Source organism: Tsuneonella flava (assembly GCF_002870965.1).
GTDB lineage: Bacteria > Pseudomonadota > Alphaproteobacteria > Sphingomonadales > Sphingomonadaceae > Tsuneonella > Tsuneonella flava.
In genome coordinates this window covers 114,542-140,956 of record NZ_PHSO01000004.1, presented here as the reverse complement: position 1 = coordinate 140,956, position 26,415 = coordinate 114,542, and the positions used below count along the sequence as shown (strand labels likewise).

The 26,415-nt window shown below is 58.6% G+C and carries 24 protein-coding genes; 12 read left to right on the top strand and 12 right to left on the bottom strand.

Annotated features, from left to right (window positions below; all coding sequences use genetic code 11):
- Positions 1–47: 47 nt before the first annotated feature.
- The 5 genes from prsR to CV013_RS04195 form a co-directional block, all read right to left on the bottom strand.
- Positions 48–1,412 carry a PEP-CTERM-box response regulator transcription factor gene (gene prsR / locus CV013_RS04215; RefSeq protein WP_102154026.1) on the bottom strand — a complete coding sequence of 455 codons (1,365 nt, stop codon included), beginning with the start codon at positions 1,410–1,412 and terminating at the stop codon, positions 48–50.
- On the bottom strand, positions 1,412–3,523 hold the full coding sequence (gene prsK, locus CV013_RS04210) for an XrtA/PEP-CTERM system histidine kinase PrsK (protein WP_102154529.1): 2,112 nt from the start codon (positions 3,521–3,523) through the stop codon (positions 1,412–1,414). Before prsK ends, prsR begins: the two co-directional genes overlap by 1 nt.
- Position 3,524: 1 nt before the next feature.
- A complete protein-coding gene (locus CV013_RS04205) occupies positions 3,525–4,910 on the bottom strand; it encodes a TIGR03013 family XrtA/PEP-CTERM system glycosyltransferase (protein ID WP_102154025.1) in 1,386 nt (461 codons plus the stop codon).
- A gap of 114 nt (positions 4,911–5,024) precedes the next feature.
- On the bottom strand, positions 5,025–5,312 hold the full coding sequence (locus CV013_RS04200; RefSeq protein ID WP_190276527.1) for a hypothetical protein: 288 nt from the start codon (positions 5,310–5,312) through the stop codon (positions 5,025–5,027).
- Between the two features lie 74 nt (positions 5,313–5,386).
- The gene (locus CV013_RS04195) at positions 5,387–6,763 is read right to left on the bottom strand and encodes a helix-turn-helix domain-containing protein (RefSeq protein ID WP_102154024.1); all 1,377 of its coding nucleotides are present in this window, start codon (positions 6,761–6,763) and stop codon (positions 5,387–5,389) included.
- A 142-nt stretch (positions 6,764–6,905) separates the two neighbouring features.
- Between CV013_RS04195 and CV013_RS04190 the strand changes: the two genes are divergently transcribed.
- Positions 6,906–8,504: an isocitrate lyase gene (locus CV013_RS04190; protein WP_102154023.1), complete on the top strand. Its 1,599-nt coding sequence runs from the start codon at positions 6,906–6,908 to the stop codon at positions 8,502–8,504.
- Positions 8,505–8,528: 24 nt separating this feature from the next.
- A complete protein-coding gene (locus tag CV013_RS15635; RefSeq protein ID WP_165859689.1) occupies positions 8,529–8,702 on the top strand; it encodes a hypothetical protein in 174 nt (57 codons plus the stop codon).
- Between the two features lie 144 nt (positions 8,703–8,846).
- Here CV013_RS15635 and CV013_RS04180 read toward each other — a convergent pair whose 3' ends face one another.
- The 4 genes from CV013_RS04180 to grxC all read right to left on the bottom strand — a co-directional run bounded on the left by CV013_RS04180 (position 8,847) and on the right by grxC (position 12,557).
- Positions 8,847–10,646 carry an SLC13 family permease gene (locus tag CV013_RS04180; RefSeq protein WP_102154021.1) on the bottom strand — a complete coding sequence of 600 codons (1,800 nt, stop codon included), beginning with the start codon at positions 10,644–10,646 and terminating at the stop codon, positions 8,847–8,849.
- A 331-nt stretch (positions 10,647–10,977) separates the two neighbouring features.
- The gene (locus CV013_RS04175; RefSeq protein WP_102154020.1) at positions 10,978–11,469 is read right to left on the bottom strand and encodes a DUF1178 family protein; all 492 of its coding nucleotides are present in this window, start codon (positions 11,467–11,469) and stop codon (positions 10,978–10,980) included.
- 9 nt (positions 11,470–11,478) lie between these two features.
- The gene (locus CV013_RS04170; protein ID WP_102154019.1) at positions 11,479–12,294 is read right to left on the bottom strand and encodes a carbon-nitrogen hydrolase family protein; all 816 of its coding nucleotides are present in this window, start codon (positions 12,292–12,294) and stop codon (positions 11,479–11,481) included.
- The gene (grxC, locus tag CV013_RS04165; protein WP_102154527.1) at positions 12,291–12,557 is read right to left on the bottom strand and encodes a glutaredoxin 3; all 267 of its coding nucleotides are present in this window, start codon (positions 12,555–12,557) and stop codon (positions 12,291–12,293) included. The genes CV013_RS04170 and grxC overlap by 4 nt, the downstream gene beginning before the upstream one ends.
- Positions 12,558–12,722: 165 nt before the next feature.
- On the opposite strand from grxC, the gene CV013_RS04160 reads away from it, so the two are divergent.
- Positions 12,723–13,190, top strand: coding sequence for an Hsp20 family protein (locus tag CV013_RS04160; protein ID WP_102154018.1), 468 nt, complete (start codon positions 12,723–12,725; stop codon positions 13,188–13,190).
- Between the two features lie 439 nt (positions 13,191–13,629).
- Here the strand turns inward: CV013_RS04160 and CV013_RS04155 are convergent, their stop codons facing one another.
- The 3 genes from CV013_RS04155 to tpiA form a co-directional block, all read right to left on the bottom strand.
- Positions 13,630–15,264: a CTP synthase gene (locus tag CV013_RS04155; protein ID WP_102154017.1), complete on the bottom strand. Its 1,635-nt coding sequence runs from the start codon at positions 15,262–15,264 to the stop codon at positions 13,630–13,632.
- Between the two features lie 92 nt (positions 15,265–15,356).
- Complete coding sequence (secG, locus tag CV013_RS04150; RefSeq protein ID WP_102154016.1) at positions 15,357–15,707, bottom strand: preprotein translocase subunit SecG; 351 nt, start codon at positions 15,705–15,707, stop codon at positions 15,357–15,359.
- A 91-nt stretch (positions 15,708–15,798) separates the two neighbouring features.
- Complete coding sequence (tpiA, locus tag CV013_RS04145) at positions 15,799–16,563, bottom strand: triose-phosphate isomerase (protein WP_102154015.1); 765 nt, start codon at positions 16,561–16,563, stop codon at positions 15,799–15,801.
- A gap of 218 nt (positions 16,564–16,781) precedes the next feature.
- Between tpiA and CV013_RS04140 the strand changes: the two genes are divergently transcribed.
- From CV013_RS04140 to CV013_RS04100, 9 genes are all read left to right on the top strand, one after another.
- A complete protein-coding gene (locus CV013_RS04140; protein ID WP_102154014.1) occupies positions 16,782–18,728 on the top strand; it encodes a peptidylprolyl isomerase in 1,947 nt (648 codons plus the stop codon).
- A gap of 21 nt (positions 18,729–18,749) precedes the next feature.
- The gene (gene trpE / locus CV013_RS04135; RefSeq protein ID WP_223805293.1) at positions 18,750–20,255 is read left to right on the top strand and encodes an anthranilate synthase component I; all 1,506 of its coding nucleotides are present in this window, start codon (positions 18,750–18,752) and stop codon (positions 20,253–20,255) included.
- Positions 20,252–21,103: a phosphodiester glycosidase family protein gene (locus CV013_RS04130; RefSeq protein ID WP_223805294.1), complete on the top strand. Its 852-nt coding sequence runs from the start codon at positions 20,252–20,254 to the stop codon at positions 21,101–21,103. The genes trpE and CV013_RS04130 overlap by 4 nt, the downstream gene beginning before the upstream one ends.
- Positions 21,104–21,123: 20 nt before the next feature.
- A complete protein-coding gene (pip, locus tag CV013_RS04125) occupies positions 21,124–22,080 on the top strand; it encodes a prolyl aminopeptidase (RefSeq protein ID WP_102154012.1) in 957 nt (318 codons plus the stop codon).
- A 54-nt stretch (positions 22,081–22,134) separates the two neighbouring features.
- Positions 22,135–22,719, top strand: a complete 585-nt coding sequence (locus CV013_RS04120; protein ID WP_102154525.1) for an anthranilate synthase component II — start codon at positions 22,135–22,137, stop codon at positions 22,717–22,719.
- Positions 22,716–23,708 (top strand): anthranilate phosphoribosyltransferase, encoded by a 993-nt coding sequence (gene trpD / locus CV013_RS04115; RefSeq protein ID WP_102154011.1) that lies wholly within the window; start codon positions 22,716–22,718, stop codon positions 23,706–23,708. The genes CV013_RS04120 and trpD overlap by 4 nt, the downstream gene beginning before the upstream one ends.
- A 28-nt stretch (positions 23,709–23,736) precedes the next feature.
- On the top strand, positions 23,737–24,525 hold the full coding sequence (gene trpC, locus CV013_RS04110) for an indole-3-glycerol phosphate synthase TrpC (protein ID WP_102154010.1): 789 nt from the start codon (positions 23,737–23,739) through the stop codon (positions 24,523–24,525).
- 188 nt (positions 24,526–24,713) lie between these two features.
- On the top strand, positions 24,714–25,187 hold the full coding sequence (moaC, locus tag CV013_RS04105) for a cyclic pyranopterin monophosphate synthase MoaC (protein WP_102154009.1): 474 nt from the start codon (positions 24,714–24,716) through the stop codon (positions 25,185–25,187).
- Complete coding sequence (locus tag CV013_RS04100; RefSeq protein ID WP_102154008.1) at positions 25,184–26,389, top strand: molybdopterin molybdotransferase MoeA; 1,206 nt, start codon at positions 25,184–25,186, stop codon at positions 26,387–26,389. The genes moaC and CV013_RS04100 overlap by 4 nt, the downstream gene beginning before the upstream one ends.
- The last annotated feature ends 26 nt before the right edge of the window (positions 26,390–26,415 follow it).

Sequence of the window (26,415 nt, the reverse complement as noted above, 5' to 3'; positions counted from 1 at the left end):
ACCCGGCGACTATCAGGGCAATACTCAGGACAACACCCGACGTGCTTTTATGGTTGCAGATCATACTGCTTCAGGAGATCGTACAGAGTTGGCCTGCTAATCCCAAGTAACTTAGCGCTGGTAGAAATATTCCCTTCGCTGCGGGCCAGCGCATGGCGGATCATAACTCGATCGGCACGCTCCCGCGCAATTTTGAGGTTTAAGGCTTCTGCCATATCCTCATCTGCCTGATCCAGATCCAGATCCTCCGCTGCGACGAGTTTGTCATCAGCCATAATGACGGCGCGTTTCACGCGATTTTCCAGTTCACGCACATTACCGGGCCAATGCCACGCATCGATCGCCGCCAACGCATCCGGAGCAAAGCCTTTGATCGCAGGGTTCATTTCGCGTCCAAACTGCATCAGGAAATGCTTGGCCAGTAAAACGGCGTCACCGGTTCGTTCAGCCAGTGGCGGAATTTTCACGACAATCTCCGCGAGGCGGTAAAACAGATCTTCACGAAATGTCCCCGCTGCAATCATTGTCTCGAGATCCTGATGGGTCGCGCAAACAATGCGGGTATCGACTTCAATCGCCTTGCGCCCGCCGATCCGCTCGATTGTCCGTTCCTGAAGGAAGCGCAGCAATTTGACCTGGAGAGGCAATGGAATGTCCCCCACTTCATCAAGGAACAAGGTTCCGCCCTGCGCCTGTTCGATCTTACCTTCTGTAGTCCTGACCGCGCCGGTAAATGCCCCCTTTTCATGTCCGAACAGTTCCGCTTCCAACAAGGTTTCGGGAATTGCCGCGCAGTTGATTGCCACAAATGCCTTATCCTTGCGCTCACTGGCATCGTGTAATCCGCGAGCCAGCAACTCCTTTCCCGTTCCGCTGGCACCCAACAGCATCACCGAAACGTTGGTATTGGCTACCCGCTCTATTGTCCGTGCAACTTTGGCCATCTCAGGCGCGGCTGTTATAAGGTTGCCCAACACAGTCGCGCCATCGCTCACACGGGCAGCAAGGCGACGGTTTTCTGCCTCAATCGTGTGAAGGTTGAACGCTCGGCGCACGATCAGGCCAAGAGAGTCGATATCGACCGGTTTCTGATAGAAATCGTATGCCCCGCGTTCGATAGCCTGCAATGCGCTCTCACGGGCTCCATGACCACTGGCGACGATCACTTTTGTATCCGGCTTCAACGCCATAATAGCGTCCAAAATAGCCAAACCTTCGGTGGTTCCATCCGGATCCGGCGGCAACCCCAGATCAAGCGTCACGACTGCTGGTTCATCCGAACGGAGCACAGCCAAAGCGCTGTCTCGGTCTTGCGCGACAATCACGTCGAAATCTTCGTAGGCCCATTTGAGTTGGGCCTGCAGCCCTTCATCATCTTCGACTACCAATAGAGGGGGTTTCTGGCGCCCCATCACGCGACCTCCCGCCCGTCATCAGTACCGGCCGGAGTCAAAGCTGGCATTATGGAGAGAGGGAACGTCATCACGAAGCGCGTACCTAACCCTTCATGCGATTCAACTTCCAGCAAACCGCCCATCGCGCGTATCAGCTCACGTGCTTCGTATGCCCCGATACCGAATCCGCCTTCTTTTGACGACACAAATGGCTTGAAGAGGCCATCCCGAATGAATTGCGCGCTCATACCCGATCCTGAATCGATAATCTCGACCTGCCCCTTCAATCCGTCTGACAAAACGCTGACTATCACTGGCGCGTTCGTCGGGCTGGCATCAACGGCATTCTGGATGAGATGTACCATTGCCTGTTCCAGCGCTTCCTGATTGGCCAGAATACAGCAACCCTGCTCCTGAGCGAGCTGGACGGGATGAAGGTCGCCGAACTGCCGCGCTAATGCGCGTGTTAGCTGCATAACATCTACATGTTCTTTTTTTGTCGTTCCCACGGAGCCATAGCGTCCAAGGCGAGCCAGAAGGGTGTTTAACTTGCCGGCGCTGCTCGTCAGAGTCACTAACATGTCGGCCCGAAACGCAGGATTGTCGGCATGTTTTTCTGCATTTCGAGCCAATAATGATAGCTGGCTGGCCAGGTTTTTGATGTCATGCATCACGAAAGCTATGCGACGATTGAAATCATCGAAACGCTCCACTTCTGCCAACGCTTCGTGCCCGACCTGCTCAGCAATGTAACTGGCAAGCTGCCGTCCAACGACTTTCAGCAGATCGAAATCCTCCCAATCGAGCTTGCGGGCGATTGATGGGCGAGCCAGTAGCGCGAGGCCGACCAGTCGTTCGAAATGCATCAGTGGCACCAAAACCCATGCACGTTCTGTGCTGAGCAACCATTGGGGAACGAGCCAAGTTTCAGGCATATTGGTTGCGCCTGATCGAATCTCGTCGATTTCGAGGATAAAACCTGTCCGCTCCAGGGCTGCAATAAGTTCATTATCGAATGCCGATAAGGCCGGCTTGAAGGCCGCCCAATTCCAATTTCCTGCGAATTGATAGTCACCGCTCGCATCAGGAAGGAACAGCACAGCCCCGTCGCTGTCCGTAATGTCTGCGAGCGCCTGACATGCGCGTTCAGGCAACGCACGTGTACCTCCCTGGCCGATCGTATCAGCGAAACGCAGCCACTCCGCGCGATAATCATACCGATGCTGAAACAAATGCTTCAGGACTTTCACCTGCAACCAGCCTCTCAAGCGTCTTGAAGGAAGCCAGAGAACGGCCATGGCGATTGCCGAAAAAACGAAACCGACCTGCGTCAGTCGCGCGAAACCTTCGCCGAGCAGCTCCAGCGATTGCGCCGCAACAAGCATCGTCAGCAGATACCCGCCAATGATAAGGAGAGACAGCGATTGGAAGGCCACTGTACGCGAAGGTGCTAGTTGCAACTGCGCTGCACGGGCATTGCTTCCAAGGGCAAACAGCCCCACAGACAACCCAATGAAAAGGCCCTGCACAGCAGTTAGTTCTGGAGAGACAGCGCCGGTCAGGTAGGCGGCGGCATACAGGTTGAGTTGAAAAGCCCAGAGAATTGCCAGCCCGCCGGCGCTCCACCGCAATGTCTGGCGGTAGGTCGCAGAGGCACCTGCATACAAGTTATGCGTCAGAACAAGAGCGCCGACAGCGACCAACAGGCGAAGGAGCGACGAGGCTGACAACATAATCGCACCAGCGTGCGAATCGCTGCCAAGACGAATGTCGACGATCAGCAACAAAGTCTGCATGCATTCAACCGCCGCCAGCACAACCACCAAGGGCCTGATCGGAGTGAGGCTGTGATCGCGACCATCGTTGGCGAACAACCGATAAAGTAGGAATATCCAGGCAAGATTGCGAACGGTCTCAAGCCAGCCAGAGAGATGGCTTTGCCCACCGAACGCAGCCGCCGTGACACACCACGCACTTGTCGTCAGCAACGCCAACATCATTGCAGGCTTTTCCTGTCGGCTGGTGTCGGTGCGGCGACGCGCCAGCCATACAGAAACCACAACGCACACAACCGCAGCGAGCAGATTTAGAAAAAATCCGATCAAGACCCAGATTGAATCGCCGACCATCTCAGCGCGCCCCATCCGGCCAAAGGACGACACGGACTGTCTGCAGCAGGATCAGCAGATCGAGAAAGGGCGTATAGTTTTTTGCGTAGTAAAGATCGTATTCCAGCTTGGCGCGCGCGTCCTCAACCGACGCACCATATGGATAGTTGATCTGTGCCCACCCGGTTATTCCAGGTTTTACCATGTGCCGTTCTGCGTAATAGGGGAGTTTGTCATCAAGGTCGGCGACAAATTGCGGCACTTCAGGTCGCGGACCGACGAAGCTCATCTCTCCCTTTAAAACCGTCCACACCTGAGGCAGTTCGTCGATGCGAACTTTACGGATGAACTTGCCTAGCCGGGTTATCCGGGGATCGTCCTTCTCAGCCCATTTGGCGCCATCTTTTTCCGCATCGATCCGCATCGACCGTAATTTGACGAGTTCGATTTGCTGCCCGTACAAGCCCACACGGGTCTGACGGAAGAATGCCGGCCCTTTGCTGTCAAGTTTTACAAGTAACGCAAAAAGGACAATGATCGGCAGGGTTAGTATCAGCAGCATTCCGCTAGCTAACACATCGAACACCCGCTTCGCGGCGCTCGACAACATGCGACCTGAAGAAAATCCGTCAGAGAAAATCAGCCAGCTTGGATTGAGCGTATCGAGATCGACACGACCCGTCTCACGCTCGATGAAACTTGAGAATTCGTTGACGTGAACCCCCATAGTTTTTATCCGCAGGAGATCCTTTAAGGGCAAAGAGTTGCGTCGTTCTTCAAGGGCCAGAACAACTTCGCTTGCTCCGATATTTTCGACGAACTTTCCCAGATCGTGAATGGCCGCACGTGGAATCGCCTCGTCCAGCACCTGAGTGCCTTCATTCATTGCGACAAAGCTAGCGATGGCAAATCCACTGCCCGGATCTTCCGCCAGATCGTGCAAACGCCTGGCACGTTTACCCGCACCCAGAACCAGTACTCTTCGGCGGAAAGCGTGGGCACCGATCACACTACCCACCAACAGGCGATTTAACACCAACATGCCGATGGCGATAAACATCGCGTAGAGCAGAGTTGAGCGCCAGAAGGTGTGACCGGGAAGCGCAAAGTCGATGACCGACAGAACGATGATGCCAAGGCTGACTGCAACCAGCAACCGCGCGCAAGCAAAGCGCATCGAACGCAGCGCATCGGAACCGTATGTCCCGACCGCGATCATCGCCAACCATACAACTCCGGCGAAAAGGGTCAGCATTCCGGCACGATCGACGATATGGCCGGGGTCCGTATCGATCTGGCTTGACCGAATTAACCAGGCGAATTCGCCGCTCACCACCAACAGCGCCAGATCGAATAAGCCCAACAGCATGACCGCATGCGGGATGTAATGTTTGAACAATCGGATCATCTCTCGGCCCGGTCAGAATGGAATTCCATACATCCGACTAAAGCCGAGAGGTGAAATGTCGGTAAATTTTACAGCGATTGGTTAACAAAAGTCCACTGCGATGGCACTTACGGTTTACTTGGCCGGATCGGCCGCATCTTTGACCGCGTCACCAACATTCTGCGCCGCATCTCCCACCTGATTGGCCGCCTCGGCTACCGCATTGTCTTTGGCGACTTCGGAGTTGCTCATGTTGGAGAACAGGAAAAAACCCGCGACTGCAACGATCACAATAACCATCAGGATCATCCACCCCGAGCCTCCACCGGACCTCCGCTGTTCTTCGCGGTCGGTGATGATGGTATGGGTTGTATGCGTTTCCCCCGCAGGGCCTTCGGTTTCCGTAATACGTTCTTCTGTCATGGAAAATCCCCTTTCAGTGGCCCTCAAAACGTGCGGCGCGGCGTTGGGGTTCCCGGCACGGCGGATGCATGCATCTAACCACCGAACTCGAACGGAATGCTACCGCGCGTCAACGGAGAGAAGCGTAGTTGCGCGCCGTTAGGGGGTAGCGATCGCTGAGCGCATTGTGCGATGTGGCAACGAGCACAGCCAGCGCCGACGGGCTGTGCATCGTCCGGTCGTAAAGAAACCTGCCGTGCCAACGTCAGATCGCTTGCCAGACGGGCCTCAACGCCCAAGACAATAGCAAACCGCGCAGCTCCGGCTGCACCGCGGCCGTCCACTGTACGCGACATAGTAAGCCAATGAGCAGGGGCCGCCCCGGCCCCGTCGAGCATCACTGGCTGAACACACAACGTTCCCGGCCGCTCGAACGCCAGATGGACATCCCACAGAGGGCAGCTATCTTCTGCCTCCAGAATGCTGGCTCCGCTGGCCCCGGCAAACCGCTTAGAGAACTGCCCGGCTCGGTCGATCCTTGCCATGAAGAACGGCAGCCCCCGCTGCCCGACGCGCTGCAGAGTAGTCAACCGATGGGCGAGCTGTTCGAAACCGACACCGAAACGCCTCATCAACACCGCGAAGTCGTAACCGGTCGCCTCACAGGCACGTAAGAAACGACCATAGGGCATGATCAACGCAGCGGCGACATAGCCATAGACATGTCGTTCATACAGCGTTCGTGCCGTGTCGTCCGTAAAGGATGCGCCCGCCGCGAGGGTGGTCACATCCTCACGATACTCTAGTGTTGCGATCTGATAGGCCAGTTGAAATGTCCGACTTGCCGGGTCGAGCATCTCGTTGATCTGTAATTGGCGAGCATGCAGATCGAGCCTCCGAAGGCTGTCGGGCATCACTTCCCGCGGCAGGATTCGGATAGCGAGCTGATGGCGGTCACGCAGACGTTCGGCCAGTGCGGCGTAAGTGTCGCCGCGCGAAAGACGTAGATCGTCGGCCAGCGCCTCTGCCGCGGTATCGAGATCGGCGAAGTGATTGCGCCAGCGTTCAATCTCACGACGGGCCGCAGCAATCGGATCGTCCTTGCGGTCCTGAGGCATCGCGGAATCATACAGGCGAGCAAAAGCGGCCGCAGCTTGTGGTGCGGCACCGAGAAATTCCGCTAGTTCATCGCGATCGATCCCCAGATCCGCAAACCGTTCATCGGACATTCGCCGGGCCAGCCCATCCAGACCGCCAATCGCTTCATCCTCTCGCAGAGCGCGTGGATCGAAGTCGAATTCATCGACTATCTTGATAACCACCCTGCCCGACAGCGGGCGCTGATTCCGCTCGATCAGATTGAGGTAGCTGGGCGATATCGACAGACGCGCAGCCATCGCCGCCTGAGTTAAACCCTCCCGCTTACGCAGGCGACGCAGAGCCGGGCCAGCGAACAATGCAGCGCCATCCATTGTAAATATCCTTACATATTTACATGCATCATTGGCGATATCAGCTCATAAAGACAAGATAGTTTGTAACTCTTTCTATCAATTGGACCACACCAGAGCGACACAGGGTGCCGATCACACAATTCCTCTCTGGAGAAAATCCATGACCTATCAGACCGAGATCAACCAGCTGGGCCAGACCATTGGCACCCAAGGTGCCCCGTGGAACGCAATCGATGCCGAGAGCGCCGCACGTATGCGCTTGCAGAACCGCTTCCCCACCGGGCTGGATATCGCACGCTACACCGCGAAGATCATGCGTGAGGATATGGCCGCATACGATACCGATCCGGCGCAATACACTCAGTCGCTTGGCTGCTGGCACGGGTTCATCGGTCAACAGAAGATGGTCGCCATCAAAAAGCATTTCGGTTCGACCAAACGCAGATACCTGTATCTTTCAGGCTGGATGGTCGCCGCTCTGCGTAGCGATTTCGGCCCCCTGCCCGACCAGTCAATGCACGAAAAAACGTCGGTCCCTGCACTGATCGAAGAACTGTACACCTTTCTTCGTCAGGCAGATGCCCGCGAACTGGGCGGCCTGTTCCGTGAACTCGACGCAGCGCGTGAACGCGGCGACGCTGTCGAAGCCAAGCGGATCGAACATGCGATCGAAAGTCATGAAACGCATGTCGTTCCGATCATTGCAGATATCGATGCCGGGTTCGGCAATGCAGAAGCGACTTATCTGCTCGCCAAGAAAATGATCGAAGCCGGTGCTTGCGCGCTTCAGATCGAAAATCAGGTGTCTGACGAAAAGCAGTGCGGCCATCAGGATGGCAAAGTCACTGTTCCGCACGAAGACTTCCTCCAGAAAATCCGCGCCATTCGCTACGCCTTCCTCGAACTGGGCGTGGAAGATGGGATCATCGTCGCTCGCACCGACTCGCTTGGCGCGGGGCTGACCAAGCAAATTGCCTACAGCACCGAAGCAGGCGATCTGGGTGACCAGTACAACAGCTTCCTCGACTGCGACGAAGTCGCGGCAGAGCAGATTGGCAATGGCGATGTCCTGATCACGCGCAATGGCAAGCTGCTGCGGCCCAAGCGTCTGCCCAGCAACCTGTATCAGTTCCGTTCGGGAACAGGCGAAGACCGCTGCGTTCTCGACTGCATCACAGCGCTGCAGAACGGCGCGGACTTGCTGTGGATCGAAACCGAAAAGCCGCATATCGGCCAGATCGGCGGAATGGTCAGCCGCATCCGCGAAGTCATCCCGAACGCCAAGCTGGTGTACAATAACTCGCCCAGCTTTAACTGGACGCTCAATTTCCGTCAGCAGGTGTTCGATGCATGGGAAGCCGAAGGCAAAGATGTGTCGGGCTATGACCGTGCCAAGCTGATGAGCGTGGATTACGACGGCAGCGATCTCGCCACTGAAGCCGATGAACGTATCCGCACGTTTCAGGCCGACGCGGCGCGCGAAGCAGGCATCTTCCATCACCTCATTACCCTGCCGACATATCACACGGCAGCGCTGAGCACCGACAACCTCGCCAAACGCTATTTCGGTGACGATGGCATGCTGGGTTACGTCAAACAGGTTCAGCGCGAGGAAATTCGCCAGGGTATCGCCTGCGTGAAACACCAGAATATGGCCGGTTCCGATATCGGAGACGACCACAAGGAGTACTTCGCCGGTGAAGCAGCCCTCAAGGCTGGCGGCAAAGACAACACTATGAACCAGTTCGCAGCAGCTTAACCCGGAGAGGAAAGGATGACCGTCATGACAGAAGAACGTCCCACCAGCGCCGAACCGCAACGCGCGCGCGCGTTGTTCTCTACCGCCGATTTCCGACTGCTGCGGACTGCGCTCACTTCTTATGCCCGCACTATCGAAGATCGGGAGGAGCTGGCCAAGATCAACGCTTTGCACCATCGGTTGGGCACATACTGCTAACTTTTCCGGGAGGGGGGAGCGACGGCCGTCGAGGGGAAGCCTTCGGCGGTCGTCAATCGTATGGCGCGACAGGTCGAACGTGGATCGCTCTTATTCGGTCGAAAAGTGTGCCTGAAACGCGAATGATACACCCACTGTGTCGGCTTACATGCTGTAAGTGCTGACCAGCAAAACGGACAGTGTTGTAACCATCAGCAATACCAGCGGAACCCCGGTGCGAATGTAATCACGAAACTCATAACTGCCTTCAGCCATGATGAGCATATTGGTCTGGTACGCGATTGGCGTGGCGTAACAAAGGTTGCAACCGAACAGGACCGCAAGGATCAATGGTTCTGCGGGCAAGCCCAGCTTTTCAGCGATGCTAAAGGCAATCGGTGTGCCGACCGTGGCTGCAGTCGCGTTCGACGCGAAGTTCGTCAGTACCGTAACGAATAGCATGATTGCCGCGAGCACCGCGGCTGGCGGCAAAAACTGCAGGCCAAGCGATAGTGTTTGCCCCAGCCAGTCCGCCGCCCCGGATTCAAGCACAAGTCGCCCCAACGCGATCGATGCCGCAACCAGAACGATCACTTTGGCCGACAGCGCCCGCCCCACCCTGTCGAACCGCACGCAGCCCGTGACGAACATCAGGATCGCTCCAGCCAACGCAGAAATGGCGATGGGCAGCAAGCCAATTGACGCCAGCCCCACTGACCCCAGCATAATGCCCCCCGCCAAAACCGCTTTCGACCGGCGAGGCATCTCAAGCTTACCTGCAAGTATGAGCAAGCTATCAGCGCGGGCGAACTCCTCGATTGCCGGGAGCAGCCCCATCACCAGCATCACATCCCCTTCGGAAATCCGCAGGTCACCACCTTCGCTATACTGATCGCGTTCACCCAGCAGAGTATGCGGGCGGTGAATTCCCAAAACCGCAACACCATATAGATCAGCCACGCCAGAACTTGGCAATGTCCGTCCGATAAGCCGCGAATCCGCGGTCACACTGACCTCCACTACATTGATATCGGAGCCCGTCTCAGAGGATTGCTGCCGAATCCGATCGATCACCCAGGCAGGTGCGATCTCCCCTTTCAGAGTCCGCATCGCTTCTTCCAGCGCCTCGTGAGTCCCGGAAATCGCCAGTCGTTGCTGCGGTTGAAGCGGCCCCATCGGCGCTTCGTGAAATTCGAGATCGGATGGCAGGCGGCGTATGACAGTGGACAGTTCCTGCCCGGTCAATATGCTATCTTCACCGAGCCTAAGGCGCGCATGAAAGCGGCGCTTTTCCGCCACGTCGGCAACGCGATTATCCCTCAACAGACGCGGCATCACAAGCCATAGATATGGCAGCGCCACCAGAGCGGCCATCAATACGATGGGCGTAAAATGGAACACATTCATATGCGGCATACCGAGATCGCGCGCAATCGACACCACCAGCAGGTTGGTTGATGTGCCGATCGTGGTCCCCATCCCACCAATCAGCACTGCCGCATTGAGCGGAATGAGCGTCTTGGAGGCCGGCATCGCACCACGCGCGGCCAGACTGACGAAGATTGGCAGCAACAGCACCAGAACCGGCGTATCGTTGACAACCATTGAGAGGCAGAGCGCCATGACCAGCGACAGCAAGAGGCCAAGCTGGAGATTGAATTTAAATACGCGCTCCAGAACGCGAGCAACCGGTTCCAGCGCACCGGTCACTACAAGACCGCGCCCCATAATCATAAGCGCGCAAATGGTAATCAGTGCGTAATGACCGAAGCCGGAAAAAGCGAGAGCCAGTCCTTCGGTCGGCTGACTGTCTGGGAGAGGGAAGAAATAAAGACCAACCGCAATCACCGCGATTGTCATCAGGGAAACGATCTCGGTCGACAGCTTCGCCCGGGCGAAAGCGATGAACATGCTGATCGTAACAATGATCGCAGCTATGGCATGGGGAGAGGGAATTTGGAGCATCAGCGCCTGAGATCACAGACTGACAACTCGAATACAAGCACTTTGGTCGCCGTCTATTATGGTGCCCCTTTTGAGCGCAGCTCCGGGATTGCCGGAGGCTCTAATTCCTGAGAGGGAGGAGCTATGATAAGCAAGACGACGAACAAGCTTGCAACTGAATGAGCCAGATGCTGACTGGTCGGTCAGGCGATCAGACCCTCAAACAAAGATCACCCAGCTCCCATCTTCATCATTTTGGGCGCACCATTCAGTCTTCGATCAGATTCTCGCGCTCTGAATGTGAGAGATAGCTCCGACTATGTCTTTCGCCTTAGTCGCAACGATGGAAGCGTCAGTTCAATTCTTCCGGTGGAGCAACGGGAAAGGGCAGCGGGGCCAAGGCAATCCCTTCTTCCATAAGTGATTCGGCTTCTTCACGTGAGGCTTGCCCGTGAATCGGGGCCTGATCCCGTTCGCCATAATGCATTGCCCGGCTTTCTTCAGCGAAGCGGTCGCCAACCCAGGTGCTTTGCTTGAGCGCTTCTGCCTGAGCTTGCGCCAAGGCCACCATCGCTTTTTCGACTTCGGGCGGCAATGGACCGGTTTTGACCGGCGCCCTCTCCACATCGGAGTTATCCGACATGTCAGAGGACTGCCGGATTTCAGAGCGCTGGTTGGATTTCGCAGGAACTGCCGGTGCCATAGGCGCCTTGGCAACATCGCTGGTATCGCATTCCGGGCAAATGACCAGGCCACATTCCTGCTGATCCGTAAAATCGCTGGAGGAACCGAACCACCCTTCGAACCGGTGCCCATTGGCGCAATGTAAATCGAAAACAATCATAACGTGCGCCTAAATGGAGATTTCACGACGGTTGGCAAGACTAGGTAATTGCGAACGAACCTCGGCAATGCGAGCTGGGTCGATCTCAGCAAAGCCAATACCGGTTTCGCCACCCCCCATATCAAGCACAATATCGCCCCACGGATCGACCACAAGGCTGTGCCCATATGTTTCGCGTCCGTCTGCGTGTTTGCCCACTTGGGCGGCCGCAATCACGTATGCGCTGGCCTCGATTGCGCGCGCGCGCTGCAATACGTGCCAGTGGGCCTTGCCAGTAGGTGCGGTGAACGCAGCGGGGACGGCAATAGCATCGCATAATTTTCGCCCCAGCGCTTCGAACAAAGCGGGAAAACGCAAATCATAACATATACTCAGGCCCAGTTTGCCAATCGGGCTGTCAGCGGCAACGACCTTCTTGCCGGGAGTATAGGCATTCGATTCCCGCCAACTCTCACCTGTGGCGAGATCGACATCGAACATGTGTATTTTGTCGTATCGGGCAACGATCCGCCCTGAGTCATCGATCAGAAGCGACCGGTTCACCCATTTTTCGCCATCGCCTTTCAATGCGAGGGAGCCGATCGCAACCCAGATGCCGTGGATATCTGCAGTGGTTCGCGCGGCGGCAAGAACTGGATTGTCTGTTTCAGGCACAATATGCTGCGCTGCCCGTGCTCGATCACGATCCAGAAGACCAGTCATTTCCGGAGTAAACAGAATTTTTGCTCCGCCCAGCGCTGCCTCAGTCACTGCCTCAGCAACGACAGCGGCATTTTCTTCCGGATCGATCCCGGCTGTCATCTGGAGCAATGCGATGCGTGTCATTCGCCGGCCAGCAAAGCGTCTAGTTTTCCGGCATGGTCGAGAGCGGCAAGATCGTCCGAACCACCCACATGGGTTTCACCAATGAAAATTTGCGGGACCGTTCTAGCATCCGGCGCACGTTCCAGCATTTCGGCCTTCCTGGGGCCGCCCAGCGTAATGTCATATTCGGTGAATTCGACGCCTTTGCTGTTGAGAAGGCTTTTAGCGCGTGAACAATATCCACATCCGAATTTTGTGTAAATTTCGACAGTTGGGACCGCCATTTCCATCCTTTCATCCGGGTGTGCACCATGCTCTTGAAAGCGGTTGGGCCAACCCTATCTCATATCCGTTGCCGCGCCGTTTCACCGGGCGGCAATGAAAGAAACGCCGGACGCCCGATGCGGGTCCGGCACGTCATTCAAATTGCTCGTAGGAGGATTTGTACCATGTCACGTCTCGATTTCACGCCCTATCGTCGCACCACCGTCGGGTTCGACCGTTTATTCGATTTGCTCGAAGGGCAAGTCCGCAATAATTCGGGCGATAACTACCCGCCGTTCAACATAGAACGCCGTGGTGACGACGAATATCGCATCACTCTGGCAGTCGCGGGTTTCCGTCCGGCCGATATCGAAATCACTGCACAACAGAACTTGTTGGTGATTCAGGGTCGCAAGCGCGACGATGCACCCGACGGCGAAATGCTGCATGTCGGCATCGCCAATCGCGGGTTCGAACGTCGTTTCGAACTGGCCGATTATGTGCGCGTCGATAACGCGGATCTCGCAGATGGCCTGTTGGTAATCGATCTCGTGAGAGAAGTGCCCGAAGCGATGAAACCCAAGAAGATCGCCATTGGCGGACAGCCAGCGCTCGAGGTCGTCAAGGATGACAAGAAAGCCGACGCGGCCTGATCGCGATCGCATCCATCGCTTTTTTCGAGGGCGGCCTGCATGGGCCGCCCTTTTGTATGTCAGTTCGCTCACCAACCGGATCAACCACTGATCACTCCGGTTCCTGAAAAATTTAGGGGACGGGCCCGAAGACCCGCCCCCAACGGCGATAACGCCGCCTCTTTCCGAAAGTGATCGTCCGGGTCGCAGAAGACGATCATCTCCGGTCGGAGCTTATATTTTTGTCAGGATGGAGATGATGGAAAAGCCCCTAACCCCCTGATCACGCGAGTGAATATGCCACCGCACAACAACTAAGCCGATTGATTCGAACTGCCTTTGTGGCCAGTCGTTTATCATAAAGCAAATCTTAGCAGCTAATGCACAGAAATACTTGCATAAATTCCCTGCGAGACAGGGGGGCAAAGTTTCGATCGCAGCTCCGCCAGTCGGATTTAAATCAGACCAGACGCGCCTGCCGAAGTGCCGCCTCAATAAAACCGGCGAACAGCGGATGAGGGTCGAACGGTTTGGACTTCAGTTCCGGGTGGAATTGCACACCGATAAACCACGGGTGATCGGGACGCTCGACGATTTCCGGCAACAGTCCGTCGGGAGACATGCCAGAGAACACCAGCCCATCCCCTTCCAGTGCATCTCGATACGCGGAATTGACCTCGTAACGATGGCGATGGCGTTCACTGATCGATGCGGCACCGCCATAGATCGAACTGACGCGGCTGTTGCTGGCAAGTCTCGCTTCGTATGCGCCCAATCGCATCGTGCCGCCAAGGTCGCCCTCAGAGCTACGCTGCTGGAGGCCTTCCTTGCTCATCCATTCGGTAATGATGCCGACAACCGGTTCATCGGTTTCACCGAATTCGGTCGAGCTGGCATGCTCTAGGCCCGCAGCCCGCGCACTTTCGATACACGCCATCTGCATACCGAGACAGATGCCGAAGAAAGGCACATTGCGTTCGCGCGCAAACCGAACCGAAGCGATCTTGCCTTCGCTGCCGCGTTCCCCAAACCCGCCCGGCACCAGAATACCGTGCATCGGTTCCAGACGGGCTGCGATATCTTCTTCGTTGCCTTCGAATATTTCGGCATCGATCCAGCGAATATTGACTTTCACCCGGTTGGCCATCCCGCCGTGGATCAGTGCTTCGTTCAGCGACTTATAGGCATCGGGCAGGCCGACATATTTGCCAACAACGCCAATGGTCACTTCGCCTTCGGGATGTTCGTAGCGATCGATAATGTCATCCCAGCGCGCCAGATCGGGAGTTGGTGCATCGGTGACGTGGAAGTGGCGCAGCACTTCTGAGTCGAGCCCTTCGTGGTGATACTGCAAGGGAACGGCATAGATGCTGCTGGCATCGAGCGCAGGAATGACCGCTTCCTTGCGGACGTTGCAGAACAGCGCGATCTTGGCGCGTTCGCTATCCGGCAGCGGGTGCTCGCACCGGCACAACAAGATATCAGGCTGAATACCCAACCCGGTCAATTCGCGCACAGAATGCTGGGTCGGTTTGGTCTTCAACTCGCCGGCCGCCGCGATGTAGGGCACAAGGGTTACATGGACAAAGCAGGTATTGTCCCGGCCCAGCTCGTTACGCATCTGGCGCAACGCCTCGATGAAAGGCAGCCCTTCGATATCGCCGACAGTGCCACCGATTTCGCACAGCACGAAATCGAGATCCTCGGTGTCGGCTTGCGCGAATTGCTTGATCGCATCGGTTACGTGCGGGATCACCTGCACGGTTGCGCCAAGGTAGTCTCCGCGCCGTTCTTTCGCGATGATATCGCGATAGATCCGGCCCGAGGTAATGTTATCCCCCTGGTGGGCAGAAACCCCGGTGAAGCGTTCGTAGTGGCCAAGATCGAGATCGGTTTCAGCACCGTCGTCAGTGACGTAGACTTCGCCGTGCTGATAGGGGCTCATCGTTCCAGGATCGACGTTCAGGTACGGATCGAACTTGCGAATCCGAACGCGATATCCGCGCGCCTGCAACAGAGCCGCGAGGCTCGCCGCCATGAGACCTTTGCCGAGCGAGGAAACCACGCCGCCGGTGATAAAAATGTACCGCGCCATGGGGGTCGGGCCTTAAGCCGCATTCAGGAGTCGGCGCAAGCAGAATACGCTCCGCTCGCGCCGCAATCCACAGCGGCGATTGAACAAAAGGGTTAGCCGGCAGCGCCGGACAGCGGATCGTTCTGAGCGGGGGCTTCTGGCGCAGGTGCAGCCGGGGCAGCAGCAGGCGCCGAACGATCGAGAGTCGATTCGACGTTCGATCCGCCAGTGCTGGTTTCAGCCGCCATCGCCGCGAGGACAATCGACAGGAGCACGAAAGCTATCGCCAGCCACTTGGTTATACGCGTCAGGAAATCCGCCGCGCCGCGCGCGCTCATCAATCCGGTGGGATTGCCGCCGACACCCAGTCCGCCCCCTTCCGAGCGCTGCATCAGGATAACCCCGACGAGGGCTGCGGCGATGATCGCCTGAACGACAATGAGGAACAGAAAAAGTGAGGACATCGAACGGATACTCTAACAACAGGTTGTCGCGCATCTAAGCGCGCATGTGCGCCGGGGCAAGGGTACGGGCTGTTATGTTCTGCCCGTGCCGCTAGCTTTCCTGAACGTCGGCGCCCGCGGCAACGATGCCGAGGAAGCTTTCCGCAGTCAGGCTGGCACCACCCACCAGCGCACCACCGACATCGGCGGTTTCGAGGATTTCGCGGGCATTTTCCGGTTTGACCGAACCGCCATAAAGGATGCGGACCACCCCGCCCTGCTCCTCACCGAATCGCTCGATCAGCAAGGCCCGAATGGCACCATGCATCGCAGCGATATCGTCGGTTGTCGCAGTGCGACCGGTGCCGATGGCCCAGATCGGTTCGTAGGCCACAGCGAGTCGCTCTGCAGCGTCATCCAGCGTCTCGGGCAGCGAGGTGCGTAGCTGCGCGATCACGAAAGACTCTGCATTTCCTGCGTTGCGGGTCTCCTCCGCTTCGCCGCAGCAAACGATCAGCTTCAACCCAGCAGAAATGGCGGCATGACACTTTGCATTTACCAATTCATCGGTTTCGCCGTGATTCTGGCGCCGTTCGCTGTGCCCCAGAATAACGAATTTCGCACCGGCATCGGCCAGCATTGTCGCGGAAATGTCGCCAGTATGCGCCCCTTCCACTTCGTGATGGCAATCCTGCGCGCCAACGCCGATCTGCTCTGCCTCGCGGTGAACCGGATGAATCAGGGTATAAGGCGGCGCAAGCGCGACCTCCACTTTCATGAGTCGTTGTGCCGAACGATCAATCGAACGAGCTTCGGAAAGCATCGAGCGCGTGCCGTTCATTTTCCAGTTACCGACGATATACGGCCGGAGGGCCATGACGAAATCCTCACGTCTGTTGAGTGCAATAGGAGGGATGCTCCCTGATTGGGAGCGGCCCTATAGGATGCAGAATACCGATCCGGCTAGTCCGAGTTTGTAAATCGGTCAAAACGGATTGGACCTGTTGCGACAAATACGCAGGCCCTCTAAAGCGCCTGTTTGCATGCGCCAATGGCGCGCCGACCCGTTATCAGTGGAAGAAGTTAACCGCCACTATGCTCCAATCTTTTCGCAATGTCTTCAAAACGAAGCTCGGCGTCGCTTTTACGCTGGCTTTCCTTGCACTTATCGCTGTTGCTTTTGCCAGCGGCGATGTCGCTAGCAACGCGACTTTTGGCGGAATAGCCGGGGGCGATAATGTCGCATCGGTCGGGGGCGAAAAGGTCGGCAGTGCGGAATTCAGTCAGGCGATGACAGGCGCGCTCGATAATGTGCGTCAGCAGAACCCCACAGAATCGATGGCCTCTCTGATTGAGCAGGGGGCGATGGACGACGTGCTGAACCAGTTGATCGACCGTAAAGCCCTGTCCCAGTTCGCCAATTCGATTGGCCTGCGCGCGGGCGATAATCTGGTGAACAGTGAAATACGCCGTATCCCGGCCTTTGCGGGGCCAAATGGCGAATTCGACGAGTCTCTCTATCGGCAGATGCTGGCACAGCGCAAACTGACCGACCAGCAGGTCCGTACCGATCTGGCGCAGGGTTTGCTGGCAGAACAAGTGCTGGTGCCGGCTGCATTCGGCGCCAAAATGCCTTCGAAGATCGCGGCTCGCTATGCGGCGCTCATCAAGGAACGGCGCAAGGGCAGCGTTGCCATTTTGCCAAGCGACCTTTTCGCACCGAAGGGTAAACCGACGGAAAAGCAGCTCACCGCCTATTACGAAGCGAACAAAAAGAATTTCATCCGCCCCGAGCGCCGGATTCTGCGGTACGCGGTTTTCGGTGACGAAGCGCTGGGCAATGTCGAACCGACCGATGCCGAGATTAAAGCGCGGTATGAAAAGAATAAGGCATCAATGTATGCCGGAGGCGAGCAGCGCAAGCTGACTCAGTTGATCGTTCCCACCCAGCAGGCAGCAGAAGATATTCGCAAGAAGGTCGATGCGGGTGGTTCGTTCGAACAATCGGCCCGTCAGGCTGGATTCGAAGTCAGTCACGTCGATGCCATTGATAGCAAGGATCTCGCTTCGCAGGCATCCGATGCAGTGGCCAAGGCTGTTTTTTCCGCGCCTCGCGGCAAGGTCGCGACGCCGGCGCGCGGCAGCTTGGGATGGTATGTTGTGCGGGTGGACGAAGTGAAAACCATCCCTTCGCGCACGCTCGATCAGGTGCGTGGAGAGATCGCAACTGCCCTCCGCGATGAAAAGCGGGCGCAGGCGCTGTCCGAAATGTCGAGCGATATCGAGGACAGGTTCGACAACGGTGAATCTCTGTCTGACGTTGCCAAGACTCTGAAGGCAGACGTGAAGTCGACCCAGCCACTTGTCGCAGATGGCCGCGTCTATGGTGGAACACCGGGCGATATGGCTCCCGAAGTAATCCGCCCCGTTTTGCAAACCGCGTTCGAAATGGACGAAGGTCAGCCGCAAATTGCCGCGACTGCGGACCATAGTGGCTATATCATTTTCGAGACGTCGCAGATTACCGAATCCGCGGCTGCTCCGATGAAAGAAATCACCAACGACCTCACTCTCGCATGGCGCGCCAGCGAAGGGAGCAAGGCGGCCAAGGCTGCGGCAACGCGCGTGCTGGATCGCGTGAAGAAGGGCCAGAGTCTGCAAGCGGCAATCTCTGCCGAGAAGGTTAAACTTCCTGCCGTCGACGATCTCAACCTGACTCGCGAAGAACTCGCGAGAGCGGGACAGCGTGTCCCGCCTCCGCTGGCATTGATGTTTTCGATGGCGAAAGGCACGAGCAAGAAACTGGAAGGGCCCAACGATGCCGGTTGGTTCGTCGTCTCCCTGAAAGACATCGAGCCGGGCAAGATCGATGCCAAGGATCCGCAGATCGCAGCCGCTCAGCAGACGCTCGGCCAGATGCTCGGCCGGGAATATTCCGATTCTCTGCGAACTGCCATCCGGGCCGATATGAAAGTCGAGCGCAATCAGAAGGCGATCGACGCGGTACGGAAACAACTTACCGGCGCCAACAACGCAAATTGACAGGAGGGCGAGCTGAGCGAATTGGCTCCCGATAACGCCCGCGCGGCGCGTGACGCTCTTGCAGCGGGCAAGCCTGCGCTCGTTTGGCGCAAGGTCGTCGCTGACACGGAAACCCCCATTGGCGCAGCGTTGAAGCTTATCGAGCCGGGCCGGGGCGACTTCCTGCTCGAATCGGTCGAAGGTGGCGAGGTACGCGGGCGTTACAGCATGGTAGGGCTCGATCCCGATCTCGTATTCCGCGCGCAGGGCAACCGGGCCGCGATCAATGCTGACTGGCGAACAGACCGCGAGGCTTTCCGCGATTGCGATGGTGGGGCGCTGGAGGAATTGCGCGCGCTGGTCGCGTCGTGCCGGATCGACGTGCCAAAGGGTTTACCCCCCGCCCTCACCTGTCTGGTCGGCTATTTCGGGTACGAAACCATCGGCCTGGTGGAAAAGCTGCCGCGCGCCCCCGATTCCGCGCTGCAATTGCCCGATATGCTGTTCGTGCGCCCTACCGTTTTGCTCGTGTTCGACAGGTTGGGCGAAGAGCTGACCTGTGTCGCCCCCGTGTGGCCGGGCGCCGCTGCGCCTGATCGGGCCGTTGACGACGCGCAGGAACGGATCGACGAAACGCTGCGAAAACTGGAAAGCGCCGTCCCGCCTTCTCCGGTGGCACACGATCTGCCGGATATGGCGCTCACACCGACAATGGCGGCGGGCGCATATGAAGCGATGGTCGATCGCGCCAAGGCCTATATCGAGGCGGGCGATGTGTTTCAGGTCGTGCTGGCACAGCGTTTCACTTGTCCCTTCCCGCTGCCGCCGATTGCGCTTTACCGCGCATTGCGGCGCGTGAACCCGTCGCCGTTCCTTTATTTCCTCGACCTGCCTGGGTTTGCGGTCGTCGGATCGAGCCCTGAAATCCTTGTCCGGGTGCGCGACGGCGAAGTGACTATTCGCCCGATTGCTGGCACCCGTCCACGTGGTAAAACGGCGGAGGCCGATCGGGAGGCCGAAGCAAGCCTGCTGGCCGATGCCAAGGAACGGGCGGAACACCTGATGCTGCTCGATCTGGGGCGCAACGATGTGGGCCGGGTGGCCTCACGCGGTAGTGTGCAGGTCACCGACAGCTTCACGATAGAGCGTTACAGCCATGTGATGCACATTGTCAGCAATGTGATCGGCGCGCTGGATCCGTCAAAAGATGCTCTCGACGCATTGTTCGCAGGTTTTCCGGCAGGCACCGTCAGCGGGGCACCGAAGGTACGCGCCTGTCAGATCATTGCTGAGCTGGAGCCGGAAACCCGTGGTGCCTATGCTGGCGGTGTCGGCTATTTCGCGCCGGACGGATCGGTCGATAGCTGCATCGTGCTGCGTACCGCCGTCGTCAAAGACGGGATCATGAACGTACAGGCGGGTGCCGGCATCGTGGCCGATAGCAACCCGGCATATGAACAGCGGGAATGTGAAGCGAAGGCGAGCGCACTGTTTGCCGCCGCACGTGAAGCAGCACGGATCGCCAGCGAGCCGGGATTCGGCCAGTGAAACGCGCACTGCCACTGGCTTTGCTGTTCGCACTGGCTGCATGTGGGGCGCAACAGGCGGGCGAGCCCGTCGAACGGATGGCCATTGGGCCGAACGGTGGAGGCAAGGCCCTCCCCACGGGCAAGGACAAGGCCAGCGATGCGCCCAGTCCGACGCCGACCGAGAGTGTCGCGTCCGCTTGTAAGCAGGTTACGTTCGATGGTGCCAAACTGACGGACTGCATTGCCGATCCGGCAAAGCATCGCATCGCACTGGTGCTAGGCCCCAGGGATGGCGCACCTTACCGTGGCTTCGCCCAACTGGCAGCGAAGCGTTCGGATGATGCACCGCCTGTTCTGTTCGCGATGAACGCAGGCATGTTCGATGGTGAAGGCAAGCCCATCGGATATTATGTGCAGGGCGGCGACCGGTTGAAGGAGCTCAACCGCAACGATGGCCCCGGCAACTTCCATATGCAGCCCAACGGCGTTTTCTATGGCGGCAAAGGCGACTGGCATATCCGCACGAGCAACGATTTCTATCACAGCGTTGCGGACCGCCCTGATTTTGGCACACAGAGTGGCCCGATGCTGTTGATCCGCGGCAAACTCCATCCCGAAATCACCGAAGACGGGCCAAGCCGCACAGTGCGAAACGGGGTCGGTATCGATCCGCAGGGCCGCGCCCATTTCGTGATTTCCGACGAAGCCATCAGCTTCGGCAAACTGGCGCGCTATTATCGCGATGTGGTGAAGGCGCAGGAGGCCCTCTATCTCGATGGCGGAGTCTCGGCCTTGTGGGATCCCGCAACCGGGCGCATGGACAGCCGAGGCCCGCTTGGCCCCATCGTGGTGGTAAGCGAAAAGTAACTACCGATCAGGAGGTTATCATGACCGAACGCCGCACGCTCTATCCACCGATCGAACCTTACGAAAGCGGGATGATCGATGTCGGCCACGGTCATTCTCTCTATTGGGAGCGCTGCGGCACTCCGGGCGCGAAGCCGGTGGTGTTCCTCCACGGCGGGCCTGGCGGCGGGTGCAGCCCCGATCATCGTCGGCAGTTCGATCCTGCGTTGTACGATATTCTGTTGTTCGACCAACGCGGCTGCGGGCGTTCGACTCCGTTCGCCAGCCTCGATCACAACACCACCTGGGATCTGGTAAGCGACATAGAGCGGCTGCGCGAAATGTGCGGACATGAAAAGTGGATGGTGTTCGGCGGAAGCTGGGGCTCAACGCTGTCGCTCGCCTATGCCGAACACCATCCCGACAGGACCACCGAACTGGTGCTGCGGGGTATCTTCCTTGGCGGACAGGATGAATACGACTGGTTGTACCGTTACGGCGCCAGCGAAATCTACCCGGAAGAGTGGGACGCTTTTCGTAACCATATCGCGGAAGACCGCCGGGGCGATTTGCTGGCCGCATACGGTGAGTTGCTGACAGCCGACGATCATGACACCCGCGTTGCCGCCGCCAAGGCATGGAGCCGGTGGGAAGGTGTTACCGTTACCCTGCTGCCCGATCCCGAAATGCTGGCCGACTTTACCGACGAAGCACACGCGGTTGCCTGTGCGCGGATCGAGAATCACTATTTCCGCCACCATTGCTGGCTCGAACCGGGGCAATTGCTCGATGGGGCGGCGAAGCTTCGCGGCATTCCCGGTGTGATCGTTCAGGGGCGGCACGACTGCTGCACTCCGCCGGCCGCGGCGTGGGCGCTCAAGCAGGCATGGCCGGAGGTCGACTTGCAAATCGTGCCCGACGCAAGCCACTTGTTCTCCGAACCCGGCATCACCGATGGGCTGGTGCAGGCCACCGACCGGTTTGCGGGGAAGAGCTGACAGGCCCGGCAGGGCTTGCCCCCCGCCAAACAACGCGCCAAGGGATCGTCCGATATGATCCTTGTCATCGATAACTACGATAGCTTCACCTGGAACCTGGTCCATTATCTGATGGAACTGGGCGCCCCGGTGCGGGTGGAACGCAACGATGCGCTGACTGCGGCAGAAGCAATCGCAACAGGCGCAAGCGGATTTCTGATTTCGCCCGGCCCATGCACACCAAACGAAGCAGGCATCAGCCTTGATCTGGTGGCGGCCTGTGCCGACGCGGCGAAGCCCTTGCTGGGCGTATGCCTTGGCCATCAGTCGATTGGGCAGTATTTTGGCGGTCGCGTCGTGCGCGGGGGGTTGATGCACGGCAAGACGTCGCCTGTCAGCCATGATGGCACCGGCATGTTTGCAGGGATACCCTCCCCCTTCACGGCCACGCGCTATCACTCGCTGGTGGTGGAAGATATTCCAGCAGTGCTGAAGGTCAACGCGACCAGCGACGATACCCATGTCATGGGTTTCCGCCACGAAAACCTGCCGATCCACGGGGTGCAGTTCCACCCGGAAAGCATCGCGACCGAACACGGCCACGCCATGCTGGCCAATTTCGTGACTCTGTGCGGCATTCCGATGGAGAAACTGGCATGAGAACGCTGCCGCAGGCCGAACCGCACCTGAGCGAAAGCGAAGCCGAAGAGGTCTTCGGATGGGTGCTCGACGGTGAGACGAGTGAAGACGAAATCGCCCGTTTCCTGTGCGCGCTGTCTGACCGGGGCGAAACCGCTGCCGAAATCGCCGGGGCCGCGCGCGCATTGCGCTCTCGGCTGATCCCGATCAACGCGCCTGCCGATGCCATCGACTGCTGCGGCACGGGCGGCGACGGGCACCACACGCTCAATGTGTCGACTGCTGTCAGCCTGGTGGTCGCCGCAGCAGGTGTGCCAGTGGCCAAGCATGGCAATCGCGCCGCCAGTAGCAAAGCCGGGGCCGCCGATACGCTGGAACAACTCGGGCTCGATATGGACGCAGCGGGAAGAACCGCTGAAAAGACATTGAGCGAACTGGGCATTTGCTTCCTGTTCGCGAAAAATCATCATCCGGCGATGGCGCGTATCCAACCGATCCGCCAGCGGCTTGCCCGGCGCACTATTTTCAACCTGATGGGGCCGCTATCCAATCCTGCCGGAGTGCAGGGACAGCTCATCGGGATTGCCCGCCCTGCTTATGTTCCGATTTATGCCGAGGCACTGGCCCATCTTGGCACCAAATGCGCGATGATCGTGTCGGGCGACGAAGGGCTGGACGAACTGAGCCTGGCAGGCGGCAACGAAGTGGCCGTAGTGCAAGGTAACGATTTCGAGATGCGGCGGGTCGATGCCACCCAGGCAAACCTGCCCCACGCCCCCATCGAAGCGATCCGCGGCGGCGATGCAGCCCATAATGCCAAGGCGCTGCGGGCGCTGTTGATGGGAACGCCCGGCCCCTATCGCGATGCCGTGCTGCTGAACGCGGCAGCCTGTTTTGTGGTTGCGGACAAATCGGCGGACTATGTCGAAGGCGCTGCGATGGCGGCGGAATCGCTCGATTCCGGCAAAGCGGGTGCTTTGCTTGATCGCTGGATCGAAATGGCGCGATAGCGCCCCCCTGCAAACGGACCAGCCAGCCATGACCGATAAACTCGCCGAAATCTGCGCTACCAAGCGAGAGGAAGTTGCCGCGCGCAAAGCGCTGGCCACTATCGACGACCTCGACCGCACCGCCCGCGATCAATCCGCGCCGCGCGGTTTTCGCAATGCGCTCGAACGCAAAGCGGCAAACGGTTACGCGCTGATTGCGGAAATCAAGAAAGCATCGCCCTCCAAGGGCCTGATCCGCCCCGATTTTCGCCCTGCTGAACACGCGGCTGCCTATCAGGCCGGGGGCGCTGCGTGCCTCTCGGTTTTGACCGATGCCCCCTATTTTCAGGGACACGAGGATTACCTTGCCGATGCGCGCCGCGCTTGCTCGCTGCCGGTGCTACGCAAGGACTTCATGGTCGATCCCTGGCAGGTGGCCGAAGCGCGTTCGATCGGGGCCGATGCCATCCTGATTATCGTCGCCGCGCTCGACGATAGCTTGATGGCGGAAATCGAAGCTGCGGCGATTGAGCGCGGAATGGACGTGCTGGTCGAAGTGCACGATCAGGGAGAAATGGAGCGGGCCGCGCGTCTGCAATCCCGCCTGATCGGTGTGAACAACCGAAATCTCAAGACGTTCCGCACCGATCTTGCCACCACAGAACAACTCGCTCCGCTTGCGCCGGAGGGAGCATTGCTGGTCGGGGAAAGCGGGATCAATACCCATGCCGATATCGAACGGCTCGCACGGTGCAACGTCCGCACATTTCTGGTGGGCGAAAGCCTGATGCGGCAAGCCAACGTCGAGGGCGCGACCCGCGCTCTGCTGGAAGGATAACAGCAGCGGGCCGCACCTCTGTCCTACCTGCCCTGACTGTGGCAGAAAGCGGCTATGGCCCATCTCGCTCCCTCGTTTTCGACACCTGTTTTTGACGGCGAATTGGGCGGGTGGATTTTTCTTCTTCTGGACAGTGTAACATGTGGTCCATGTCTCCGCCCTGATCCAGCATTATCAAGGAGTTGGCAATGACACGTCTGACTCACCTGAATGCCGACGGCGCGGCCCGAATCGTGGACGTTGGCAGCAAGCCGGAAACCGCGCGCAAGGCCATCGCTTCAGGTCGGATCACGATGTCGGAGATGGCGCTGGCGGCTATCCGCGATGGGGATGCGCCGAAGGGCGATGTTCTGGCCGCGGCGCGCATCGCCGGGATCATGGCAGCGAAGAAGACGGCGGACCTGATCCCTTTGTGCCATCCGTTGCCGCTGGAATCGGTCACAGTCGAGTTTGCATTCGAGCAGAGCGCGCTGTCGGTGACGGCGTCAGCAACTCTGACCGGCAAGACCGGGGTTGAAATGGAAGCGATGACAGCGGCTTGCGTGGCTTTGTTGACGATATACGACATGGCCAAGGCGCTCGATAAGGGAATGGTGATCGAACAGGTCCGCCTGATCGCCAAAGATGGCGGCAAGTCAGGCCCATGGCGCGCTCAGCCATGACGTCACCGATCCCTTTGAACGAGGCGCAGACGCGCTTGCTCAAGGATGTCGCTCCACTGGGCAGCGAGACGATCGAAACGACTGCGGCTTGCGGGCGATATCTGGCCGAACCGCTTGTCGCCCGGCGCACTCAGCCAGCAGCCGACCTGTCATCGATGGATGGCTATGCGATGCGGGCCGATGATACAGGCGGCCCATGGCGACTGGTGGGCGAAAGCGCCGCCGGTCATCCGTTTGCCGGTACGCTGGGCCGTGGAGAGGCAGTTCGCATCTCCACCGGCGCGCATGTGCCAGAGGGCGCAAATGCCATCCTGTTGCAGGAAAATGCCCATGTCGGCGAGGGCACAGTGGCCATTGCAGACCCCCAAGGGGATCGCCCGACGGATCGTTACATTCGGCGCAGGGGTTTCGACTTCACCGCTGGCGACATGCTCCTGAGCAGCGGAACCCGGATCGATGCCGCAAGTCTGGCGCTCGCAATGGCCGCCGGTGTGTGGCAGCTCAAAGTAGGCAGCAGGCCCATTGCCTCTGTAATCGATTCGGGCGATGAATTGACTGCCCGTACCGATCCCACCCGGCCCGATGCCCTGCCAGCGAGCAATGGGCCGATGTTGGCCGCGATGTGCAGCGGGCTGACCGCCAGAACTGTGGTGCCGCCACCTGTTTCCGACAGCCGCAGCGCCCTCCGCGAAGCACTGGGGGCTGCCGCGGATTCGGATGTGATCGTCACAACCGGCGGGGCTTCGGTCGGCGATCACGATCACGTGCGAGCGGCTCTGGAAGACTGGGGTGCGACAATCGATTTCTGGCGGGTGGCCATTCGTCCGGGCAAACCCCTGCTTGTCGCGCGCAAGGGCGGAATCACTGTATTGGGCTTGCCCGGCAATCCCGTGTCCGCATTCGTCACCGCCCACCTCTTCCTGCTCCCGCTTTTGCGGCGGATGGCCGGGGCTGGCGATCCCCTGCCCCGCTTTATCGAGGCACGCCTGTCGGGCGCACTGCCTGTCGGCGGCGCACGGCAGGAATTCATGCGGGGCGTTTGGGCCGACGGAGGGGTGGCTACGATTGGCGAGCGAGACAGCAGCGCGTTACACGCGCTGGCAAGTGCCGATGTGCTGATCGAGCGGCCAATTGGCGCCCCGGCGGCGCTGGACGGTGACAGCGTTCGGGTGCTGGCGCTGAAAAATGGCGGAGATGCTTGACCTAGCCAAAAAGGTTGCCTAATTGT